This window comes from Streptomyces lothianensis (assembly GCF_047779955.1).
GTDB lineage: Bacteria > Actinomycetota > Actinomycetes > Streptomycetales > Streptomycetaceae > Streptomyces.
On sequence record NZ_JBLMKT010000067.1, the window covers coordinates 1 to 10,318 of the forward strand.

Genomic DNA, 10,318 nt, shown 5'->3' on the forward strand with positions numbered 1-10,318 from the left:
CCGGGCGCGGGTAACGCGTACGTACCGACGCAGCTGGTGTCCTCGCTCGGCCCCGACGGGCCGGAGCCGCCCGCCCCGCCCGCCCCGCCCGCGGGCGGCAGTCAGGGCGGTGGCGTGCACCACGCGGCGACGATGCTGGCCGCGCCGGACCCGAGCGGTCCGGCCGCACCCCAGCCCCCGGGCCCGCCCGGTGCCCCCGGCACCCCGGGCGCCGGTGCACCCCAGCCGCCCGGCCCGCCTGGTGCGCCGCAGCCGCCCGGTCCGCCCGGCGCCCCGGGCACTCCGCCCGGCGGTGTGCACCACGCGGCCACGATGTTCGCCGACCCGAGCGGCCCCGGCGCACCGCAGCCGCCCGGCCCGCCCGGCGCCCCGGGTGCTCCCGGCGCGCCCCAGCCCCCCGGTCCGCCGGGTGCCCCCGGCGTTCCCGGCGCTCCGGGCACCCCGCCCGCCGGCGGGGCCCACCAGGCCGCGACGATGCTGGCCCCGGGCGCGGGCGGCCCGAGCACGCCCGCGCCGCCCGGCCCTCCCGGTGCGCCCCCGGGTGCGCCGCAGCCGCCGGCCGGCGGTGCGCAGCTCTCGTACGGCTATCCGCAGCCGCCCGCCGGGCAGCCGGTTGTCGGCCCCGGCTACCAGGTCGTGCTCAGCTACCGCGCGCCCGACGGCAGCCAGCAGCAGCTGATCCGCCGCTCGGCGCCCGGTACTCCGCACCCGGAGTGGCAGATCTTCCACGAGCTGCGCGGCATGAACGTGCCCGCGGACCAGGTCCTGGAGATCCACACCGAGCTGGAGTCCTGCGATCTGCCGGGTGCCTACTGCGCTCGCATGATCAAGGAGCAGTGGCCGCAGGCGCGGATCACCACGGTCGCCCCGTACGGCACCGACCACGCCTCGCGCCAGCAGGGCATGCAGCAGCTCCTTTCGCACCAGGGCGAGCTGCACCAGGTCGCCGACGGTCCGGCGCGTCCGGCGCCGGTCCGGGTGCCGCTGCAGCCGGTGCAGCCCGCGCCGCCGGTCGGTCCGGAGGCGGTGGCGCAGGAGCTGGCCGGGGCGTTCGGGCCGCAGGGTGTGTTCCGCTTCGACCAGCGTGCGGTCTCCCGGCAGGGGGTGCCTGAGGTCGTCGCGCAGACGCTCATGTGGGCCGGTCTGCCGGTGGACTTCAACCCGTTCTTCTGGGCGCAGGCCCAGCCGGGCCGCCCGGTGCCGACGCTCGCCGAGCTGGCGCAGGAGCGGGGGGTGCAGCCGGCTTCCGACGCGGGCTCGTACCTCGTCATGGGCAGCGACTTCGGGCGCGCGATCTGTGTCCAGTACGGCACGGCGCACATCGTCGCGGTGCCCGTCGAGGCGGGTCCGGGCGGAGCGCCCGTACCGCCGCAGTTCGTGAACTCCTCGCTGCCGGAGTTCGTCCGCTGCCTGGCCATGCTGGGCCGCATGTGGCGGCTTCGCTTCGGCCTCAACCAGGAGCAGGCGGGCCGCTGGACGGTCGACTTCCAGTCCCAGCTCGCGGCCCTCGACCCGGCGGCGCTGTCGTCGCCGGAGACCTGGTGGTCGGTGCTGCTCGAGCAGATGTGGGACGGGTTGCTCTGACCCGTTCCCCGGGAGGGGCCGCTCCTCTCGTACGACGCTGATCGGCGCCGTACGAGAGGAGCGGCCCCTTTCGCATGCCTCGGCCTGACTCCGTACCCGCACCCGGATTTCGGAAGGGTGTGCGGAGTGTCGCATTATGGGGTGTTCGGGGCGGTCCGTCAGGATGTGCGCCGGGTCCGTTGGCGGCATGTGAGGGGTAGCAGGATGAGCGGCTCGGAATTCAGCACCGTACGCGGGCGGGGCTACCGTCCCGAGCAGGTCGACGGCGCCGTGCGGCGGCTCTCGCGCGACCGGGACGAGGCCTGGGAGCGGGCCGCGCGGCTGACCGTGCTCGCCAAGGACATGGAGGCCGAGGCCGTACGCCTGCGCGAGAAGGTGGCGGGGCTCAAGCCGCAGACGTACGAGGTGCTCGGCGAGCGGGCGCTGCTGATCCTCGCGACCGCCGAGGAGGAGTGCGCCGCCCTGCGCGAGGACGCGCGGCATCAGGCGCAGCGCCTCGCCGACGAGGCCGACGCCCATGAACGCGAGGTGCGGGAGGCCGCCCGTACCGCCGCCGACGAGGTGCGCGGCGCCGCCGAGGAACGGGCGGGCCGGGTGATGGGTGCCGCGCGGGCCGCCGCCGACGAGGAGCGGGTCTCCGCACGCCGCTACGTAAAGGAGCAGCGCGGTGCGTCGCTGGGCGTGCTGCGGGACATGCGGGTGCGTACGGAGGCGATGCTCACCGATCTCGGCAAGGAGCAGGCCGAGGCGTGGGAGGCCGCGGAGGAGGCGTCCGCCGCGCAGGCCGAGGCGCTTCAGGCGCGGCATGCGGAGCTGACGGCGCAGGCCGAGGCGGGACTTGCGGCGGCCCGGCGGGAGCTCGCCGAGGCCGAGGAGGCCGCGCGGCGCGGCGCGGAGGAGGCCGCGGCGAGCGCCGAGGAGGTGCTTGCCGGGGCGCGGGTGCGGGCCGAGCGGATCGAGCGCGAGTCGGAGCGGCTGCGGCGGGAGCACGCGGACCGGGCCGAGGGGCTGCGGGCGCACATGGAGCATGTCCGCTCCAGCCTCACGTCGTTGGGTGTGGCGGGGCGGGAGCCGGACGGGCCGGGGTCGGGGACTGTGCCGGGGCCGGCGTCCGGGGCGGATTCCTGAGAAATCTTCGTTAATCAAGTTTGACTAGTCGCGTCGGGCGGTATAGCTTCTCTTGCGTGACCCGCTAGACAAACTTGACTAGCGGCTCTGCGGCTGAAGCCGCACCCGAAGCCGCACCCGAAGTCGAAACCGAGGGAGACTGCATGACCTACCTGCCCGACACCGGATACACCCCCACCACCGAAGACCGCGAAAGCCTCGACGCCTGGTTCGCCCGGTACGACGAGGCGAGCGGCAAGCGGGACATCGAGCGCATGGCGGACATGGCGGTCTTCCCGCTGAACCTCGTCAGTGACGACTCGGCGGGCGACGGCCGGTCGGCGCAGTGGAGCCGCGAGCAGTTCGTCGCGACCATGACCCAGGTGATGGGTGACGGGAGCCAGGACATCACCTTCGAGTCCACCCGGACTCCGGTGTTCCTGTCCTCCTCGATGGCCGTGGTCTTCACGGACTCGGCCATGACCATGGACGGTCACACCCAGCAGCTGCGGTACGCCGACATCCTGCTCAGGCGGAACGGCGAGTGGGCGTTCCAGACCATGATCCAGGGCGGCTGGGGCGACAACCTCTAGGAGGCGACAACCTCTAGGAGGCGACAACCTCCAGGAGACGCGGGAGGCCGACGGGCGGGGGCATCACGTGCGGGTGCCCTCGCCCTGGACTCCCAGCTCTCCCGGCTCGTCCTGCGCCGGCGACTCCTCCTGGCGCAGCACCGGGAAGCGGCGCGGTGCCAGGAAGAGCAGCACCAGGAGGGTGAGGACCGCCGCGGCGGCGGCGCCGACGTGGACCCATTCCACGGCGGCGTCGACCGCGCGGCGGACCGTCTCATCGCCGGGCGTACGGGCCACCGTGTCCAGATCGGTGTCCGCGCCCAGGCGTCCGGCGATCACCCCGTTGGCCACCGCGCCGAAGGCCGCCGCGCCGAGGGTCTGCCCGATCTGACGGCAGAACAGGACCGATGCGGTGGTCGTGCCGCGCTCGGCCCAGCCGACCGTCGACTGCACGCCCACCATCAGCGGCAGCTGGACCTGGCCGAGTGCCGCGCCGAGCAGCAGCATGAGCAACGCGGGCTGCCAGGGCGAGCCCGGGTACGGCAGCAGTGGGAAGGAGCCCAGGACGAGGGCTGCGCCCGTGATGCCGATCAGGGCGGTGTTGCGGAAACCGATCCGCGTATAGAGGTGCTGGCTCAGCGCCGCCGAGAGCGGCCAGCTCAGGATCATCGCCGAGAGCACGAAGCCTGCCTCGGTGGGGGAGAGCGAGAGCACCGACTGGGCGTACGTGGGCATGAAGACGGTCGGCGCGACCATCACCAGGCCCAACGCTCCCAGGCCCAGGTTGACCGCGGCGATGGTGCGGCGCCGCCACACCCAGCCCGGGATGATCGGCTCGGCGGCGCGGCGTTCCACGAGCACGGTCGCCGCGAGCAGCGCGGCCGCCGTCGCGAACAGCGCGAGCGAGGGTGCGGACAGCCAGGGCCAGGCCACCCCGCCCTGCACGAGCGCGGTGAGCAGCACACCGCCGGAGGCGAAGACGGCGAGCGCGCCCGGCCAGTCGATCCGGCGGCGCGGCCCCTTCTCGCGTACGGGCTCTTGCAGATGGCGGGCGACGAGCCACACGGCGACCACGCCCACCGGCAGGTTCACCAGGAAGATCCAGCGCCAGTGCGCGTACGCCACGAGCAGGCCGCCGATCGCCGGGCCCGCGATCGAGGACAGGGCCCAGACCGCGGACAACCTGGCCTGGATTTTGGGGCGTTGCGCGAGCGGGTACAGGTCGGCGGCGAGGGTCTGGACGGTGCCCTGGATGGCGCCGCCTCCCAGGCCCTGCAGGATGCGGAAGGCGATCAGGGCGGCCATGTTCCAGGCCGTGGCGCACAGCAGTGAGCCGGCCAGGAAGAGGCTCATGCCGGTGAGCAGGACGGGCTTGCGGCCGAAGGTGTCGGAGAGTTTGCCGTAGACGGGCAGGGTGACGGTGACCGCGAGCAGATAGCCGGAGAACAGCCAGGAGAAGACGGAGAAGCCGCCGAGGTCGGCGACGATCTGCGGGACGGCCGTCGCGATGATCGTGGCCTCCAGGGAGGCCAGCGTCATGGCCAGCATCAGGGCGGCGACCACGGTGGTGCGCCGCCGCGGGGCGGCTGTGCCGCCCGTGACGCTGTCTCCGGTGCCGCCCACGAAGATCCTTTCCCCGTGCATCTATTTCTGTCGGGGGACACCCTCTCATCTGCTCCTTGCACTGGGGAGGGTGGAGGCCGGGCGCGACGAAGGGTGGACCGGCCCTGAGCCGCTCTCCACCGGGAGGTGGAGAGCCCCTAGGGGTGGGTCCGCACTACGGCTCGGGGTGGCTTCGTCCTCGTGAAGGACGAGCCGCGCCGCCCGCGCTTCTAGCCTGTTCACAGGCCGGTGCTGAGGGGGACTTCAAGGCCGGGGTGGGGTTTGCCCCAGGTCGAAGACTGCGCTGTACCTCATCGTGGACGACCCCTCCTCCCAGCAGACTTGAGCCACTGAATTCCGCCAACCGCTGCTCTTACCAAGGAGACTTCACGTGACTACGGCTGTGACCACCCCGGGGACCGGGGTGACTGGAGGGCGTACGGCTGTGGCCGCCCGGGCGCGGCAGGTCGTGAAGGCGTACGGCAGCGGGGAGACCCGGGTCGTCGCCCTCGACCATGTCGATGTGGACATCGCCCGCGGGCAGTTCACCGCGATCATGGGGCCCTCGGGCTCCGGCAAGTCGACGCTGATGCACTGCCTCGCCGGCCTCGACACGGTGACCGCCGGGCAGATCTTCCTCGACGAAACCGAGATAACCGGCCTGAAGGACAAGAAACTCACCCGGCTGCGCCGCGACCGGATCGGCTTCATCTTCCAGGCGTTCAACCTGCTGCCGACGCTGAACGCGATCGAGAACATCACGCTGCCCATGGACATCGCGGGCCGCAAGCCCGACAAGGAGTGGCTGCAGCGCGTCGTGGAGACGGTGGGCCTGGCCGAGCGGCTGCGGCACCGGCCGGGCCAGCTCTCCGGCGGCCAGCAGCAGCGCGTGGCGGTCGCCCGCGCCCTGGCCGCACGGCCGGAGATCATCTTCGGCGACGAGCCGACCGGAAACCTCGACTCGCGGGCGGGCGCCGAGGTGCTCGGCTTCCTGCGCCGCTCGGTGACGGAACTGGGGCAGACCATCGTGATGGTCACCCATGACCCGGTCGCCGCCTCGTACGCGGACCGGGTGCTGTATCTCGCGGACGGCCGGATCGTCGACGAGATGAGCCGCCCCACCGCCGAGCAGGTCCTCGACCGGATGAAGGACTTCGACGCCCGGGGGCGTACGTCGTGACCGTACTCAAGACCTCGATGCGCAACTTCTTCGCGCACAAGGGCCGGATGGCGCTCTCCGCGATCGCGGTCCTGCTCTCCGTCGCCTTCGTCTGCGGCACGCTCGTGTTCACCGACACCATGAACACGACCTTCGACAAGCTCTTCGCGGCCACCTCGCCCGATGTCTCCGTCAGCCCCAAGTCCGCGCGCGCCGACGACGAGGCCCCGCAGTCCGGGAAGCCCGAGGCCCTCCCGGCCTCCGTGCTCGACCGGGTCAAGCGGGCCGAAGGCGTCGAGTCCGCCGAGGGCATGGTCAGTTCGATGGACGTGACCGTGGTCGACGCCGAGAACGAGAACCTGGGCCCCACCAGCGGAGCCCCGACCATCGTCGCCAACTGGACCGAGACCGACGCCCGCACCATGAAGATCACCGAGGGCCACTCGCCCCGTGGTCCCACCGAGGTGATGGTCGACGCCGACACCGCCGACAAGCACGGCCTGAAGCTCGGCGACGAACTGCGCACCATCAGCGTCAGCGGCGACTTCACCGCGAAGATCAGCGGCATCGCCTCCTTCGAGGTCACCAACCCCGGCGCCGCCGTCTTCTACCTCGACACCCCCACCGCACAGCGGCAGCTCCTCGGCGGGACCGACGCGTTCAGCCAGATCGCCGTCGCCGCCGAATCCGGCGTCAGTCACACCCAGCTGAAGAAGAACGTCGCCGACGAGCTCGGCGCCGGCACCTACAAGCTGCAGACGCAGACGGAGACCGCCGACGAGAACCGCGAGGACGTCGGCGAGTTCATGGACATCATCAAGTACGCCATGCTCGGCTTCGCCGGGATCGCCTTCCTCGTCGGCATCTTCCTGATCATCAACACCTTCTCGATGCTGGTCGCCCAGCGCACCCGCGAGATCGGCCTGATGCGCGCCATCGGCTCCTCGCAGGGCCAGGTCAACCGCTCCGTGCTCGTCGAGGCCACCCTGCTCGGCGTGATCGGCTCCGTCCTCGGCGTCGGCGCGGGCCTCGGCCTCGCGATCGGCCTGATGCAGCTCATGTCCTCCATGGGCATGAACCTCTCCACCGACGATCTGACGGTGAAGTGGACGACCCCGGCGGTCGGCCTGTTCCTCGGCATCGTCGTCACCGTCCTCGCCGCCTACCTGCCCGCCCGCCGGGCCGGCAAGGTCTCCCCGATGGCCGCACTGCGCGATGCCGGAACCCCCGCGGACGGCAAGGCCGGACTCGTCCGTGCCCTCATCGGCCTCGCCCTGACCGGCACGGGCGTCCTCGCCCTCGTCATGGCCGCCACCGCCGACTCGGCCGGCGAGGGTTCGAAGTGGCTCGGCGGCGGTGTGGTTCTCAGCCTCATCGGCTTCGTGATCATCGGTCCGGTGCTCGCCGGTGTGGTCGTCCGGGTCATCAGCGCCCTCGTGCTGCGGCTCTTCGGCCCCGTCGGACGGATGGCCGAGCGCAACGCACTGCGCAACCCGCGCCGCACCGGGGCCACCGGAGCTGCCCTGATGATCGGCCTCGCACTGGTCGCCTGCCTGTCCGTGGTCGGCTCCTCGATGGTGGCCTCCGCCACCGACGAGCTCGACAGGTCGGTCGGCGCCGACTTCATCATCCAGGGCCGCCAGCGCATCGTGCCGCAGGCCGAGCAGGCCATCGGCAACAGCCCGGACCTGGAGCACGTCACCCGCTACAAGCTCGCCGAAGCCACCCTCACGGCACCCAACGGCAAGGTGGAGAAGAACACCCAGGTCACCGCGGCCGACCCCAGCTACGTGAGCGACCTGCGCCGCGAGACCACGGCCGGTGCGATCGAGGACGCGTACGCCACGGACTCCATGTCGGTCGGCACCGAGTACGCGAAGGACAACGGGATCAAGCTCGGCGACACCCTCACCGTCGCCTTCAAGGGCGGCGAGACGGCGAAGCTCGAGGTCGGCGCGATCACCGACGACGATGTGACCATCGACCAGGGTGCGCGCTACCTGTCCATCGCGACGCTGGAGAAGTACCTGCCGGCCGATGCGATACCGCCGAACACGATCATGTTCGCCAAGGCGGAGGACGGGAAGGCGGAGGCCGCGTACGCGGCACTCAAGGACACGCTGAAGGAGTACCCGCAGTACCAGGTCCGCGACCAGACCGACTTCAAGGAGGAACTGAAGGACCAGGTCGGCCAGCTGCTCAACATGGTCTACGGGCTGCTCGCCCTCGCGATCATCGTCGCGGTACTCGGCGTCGTGAACACCCTGGCCCTGTCGGTGGTGGAGCGCACCCGGGAGATCGGCCTGATGCGGGCGATCGGCATGTCCCGCCGCCAGCTGCGCCGCATGATCCGCCTCGAATCCGTGGTGATCGCCCTCTTCGGCGCCCTGCTTGGCCTCGGCCTGGGCATGGGCTGGGGCGCGACGGCCCAGCGGCTGCTCGCCCTGGAAGGCCTGGAGGTCCTCCAGATCCCCTGGTCCACGATCATCACGGTCTTCATCGGCTCGGCCTTCGTGGGCCTGCTCGCGGCGCTCATCCCGGCGTTCCGCGCCGGGAGGATGAACGTGCTGAACGCGATCGCGACGGACTAGGAGAACCCGCCCCGCAGGGGGGGGCAAGGGGCTCCGCCCCTTGCCCCCTGCTCCACTGCCCGCTCAGCCCACCCGCCGCAGCACCACGAACCCACCCGCCGAACCCAGCTCCGAGAAGCGCTCCCCGGGGTGGAGGCGGGCGGCGTGGGCCTCGGGGTCCTCGTAGCGGCCGGAGCGGTTGTCGAGTGCCACGTAGTCCGGCACGACCCCCTGGGAGTTGCCGATCCACAGCACCCGGCACCGCCCGGCCAGCCGGCTGATCGGCCCGATGTTCGCCTCGACCGTGGCCCCGTCGGGGATCCGGTCGAGGAGCGCGTCGGCCGCACGCGCGGACGCGGGCAGCCGGTACACCGCGGGCTCCGTGAGCGTCCCCAGCGGCAGCGAGACGCTGAGCGCCACCGCCGCGCCCGCCGCGGCCAGCGGTACCTGCCGGGCGTAGGCCCGCAGCCGGGACCGTGCACCCCGCTCCCGGGCCCGGGCGAGCCCGTCGACGGCGGCGAGCAGGACGATCGGCATGAGGACGGCGCTGTAGTGCCAGTCGATGCCCCAGTAGGAATCGTCCGAGGAGACGAAACGCCAGCCCAGCGTGGGCAGCGCGGCCAGCACGATGGGGGAGCGCAGCGCGAACAGGCCGGTCGGCAGCAGCAGCCAGGCCAGCGTCCGCAGCTTGACGTCGACGCCGGCGAAGGGGTTCGGTACACCGCTCTCCACGCGGTTCCAGTACTCGTAGGCGCCCGCGGTGTTGAAGGCCGGAACGATCCATACGAACGTGAGCAGCGCGGCGATCACCCCGAAGGCGGCCACCCCGTAGGCATACGCGACCGCCCGCCGTGACCGAGCCACCGAACCCTCGCCACCGGCCCGCGCGCCACCGGACTCCCCGGCACCGGACTCCCCGGCACCGGACTCCCCGGCACCAGGCGTCACGTCACCGGCATCCTCGCCACCGGCCCGGGCCCGCGCCGCCTGCCGCGCCCGCCAGGCGACGATCAGGGCGATCGCCGTCAGCGTCAGACCCATGTCCTCCTTGACCAGGACCAGCGGCAGCGCCCACCCCAGCGCCGCCCGCCACCGCCGGGCGAGCAGCGCCTCCAGCGAGAAGGCGATCAGCGGCACCGCGAAGGCGATCTCGTGGAAGTCGAAGTCGACGGCTTTCTGCAGCCCCCAGGACAGCCCGTACGCGAGCCCCAGGCACAGCCCCCCAGCGCGCCCGAGCAGCCGGCCCGCGGCCCGTGTCACCGGCACCACGGACAGGGCGAACAGCGCGGCCTGCGCCACGAGCAGCGTCACCGGCCCCGGGAACAGCCGGTACAAGGGGGCGAGCAGCGCGGTCACGGGACTGAAGTGATCACCGAGTATGTGCGCGCCCGGACCCTTCAGATCGGCGATCGGCGCCTGCAGATGCGCGTAGCCGCGGATGGCCTGTTCGAAGATCCCCAGATCCCAGGACTTCGTCCCGAACTTCGCCCAGCGCAGCACGGACACGGTGGTGTAGGCGAGGAAGAAGCCCACGGCGAGCCCCCAGGGGGCCAGGCCGCGGGCCCGGTGCGCCGCCCGCCGGAACGGCGCCGACACACGTCGGCGGCCGGAGGGCGGCACACCACCGCTCCCGGTGTCCGTGGCGTCCGTGGCGTCCCTGACGGACGTGTCGACGGCGGCGGCGCACATGCGGGTCCTCCGGTTCGCGCTCCGAGGGCGGCCGC

Annotated in this window: 7 protein-coding genes; 5 read left to right on the forward strand and 2 right to left on the reverse strand. The window is 72.3% G+C overall.

Annotation, left to right across the window (positions count from 1 at the left end; all coding sequences use genetic code 11):
* The 3 genes from ACLF6P_RS22975 to ACLF6P_RS22985 all read left to right on the forward strand — a co-directional run.
* On the forward strand, positions 1 to 1,584 hold a 1,584-nt coding region (locus tag ACLF6P_RS22975; RefSeq protein ID WP_415952537.1), incomplete at its 5' end, for an SUKH-4 family immunity protein.
* A gap of 204 nt (positions 1,585 to 1,788) precedes the next feature.
* Positions 1,789 to 2,712: a cellulose-binding protein gene (locus ACLF6P_RS22980; protein WP_415952538.1), complete on the forward strand. Its 924-nt coding sequence runs from the start codon at positions 1,789 to 1,791 to the stop codon at positions 2,710 to 2,712.
* 143 nt (positions 2,713 to 2,855) lie between these two features.
* On the forward strand, positions 2,856 to 3,284 hold the full coding sequence (locus ACLF6P_RS22985) for a nuclear transport factor 2 family protein (protein WP_415952539.1): 429 nt from the start codon (positions 2,856 to 2,858) through the stop codon (positions 3,282 to 3,284).
* A gap of 63 nt (positions 3,285 to 3,347) precedes the next feature.
* Here the strand turns inward: ACLF6P_RS22985 and ACLF6P_RS22990 are convergent, their stop codons facing one another.
* Positions 3,348 to 4,907: an MDR family MFS transporter gene (locus ACLF6P_RS22990; RefSeq protein WP_415952540.1), complete on the reverse strand. Its 1,560-nt coding sequence runs from the start codon at positions 4,905 to 4,907 to the stop codon at positions 3,348 to 3,350.
* Between the two features lie 349 nt (positions 4,908 to 5,256).
* Between ACLF6P_RS22990 and ACLF6P_RS22995 the strand changes: the two genes are divergently transcribed.
* Entirely contained in the window at positions 5,257 to 6,045 is a 789-nt protein-coding gene (locus ACLF6P_RS22995; RefSeq protein WP_415952541.1) for an ABC transporter ATP-binding protein, read from the forward strand.
* Positions 6,042 to 8,615 carry an ABC transporter permease gene (locus ACLF6P_RS23000; protein ID WP_415952542.1) on the forward strand — a complete coding sequence of 858 codons (2,574 nt, stop codon included), beginning with the start codon at positions 6,042 to 6,044 and terminating at the stop codon, positions 8,613 to 8,615. The genes ACLF6P_RS22995 and ACLF6P_RS23000 overlap by 4 nt, the downstream gene beginning before the upstream one ends.
* A 63-nt stretch (positions 8,616 to 8,678) precedes the next feature.
* Here the strand turns inward: ACLF6P_RS23000 and ACLF6P_RS23005 are convergent, their stop codons facing one another.
* On the reverse strand, positions 8,679 to 10,283 hold the full coding sequence (locus ACLF6P_RS23005; protein ID WP_415952543.1) for a DUF2079 domain-containing protein: 1,605 nt from the start codon (positions 10,281 to 10,283) through the stop codon (positions 8,679 to 8,681).
* Positions 10,284 to 10,318 lie beyond the last annotated feature (35 nt).

What these genes read in the sequence shown, in the direction of transcription:
- ACLF6P_RS22980 (WP_415952538.1), top strand. Translation starts at nt 1,789, where the DNA reads ATGAGCGGCTCGGAATTCAGCACCGTACGCGGGCGGGGCTACCGTCCC.
- ACLF6P_RS22985 (WP_415952539.1), top strand. Translation starts at nt 2,856, where the DNA reads ATGACCTACCTGCCCGACACCGGATACACCCCCACCACCGAAGACCGC.
- ACLF6P_RS22990 (WP_415952540.1), bottom strand. Translation starts at nt 4,907, where the DNA reads ATGCACGGGGAAAGGATCTTCGTGGGCGGCACCGGAGACAGCGTCACG.
- ACLF6P_RS23005 (WP_415952543.1), bottom strand. Translation starts at nt 10,283, where the DNA reads ATGTGCGCCGCCGCCGTCGACACGTCCGTCAGGGACGCCACGGACGCC.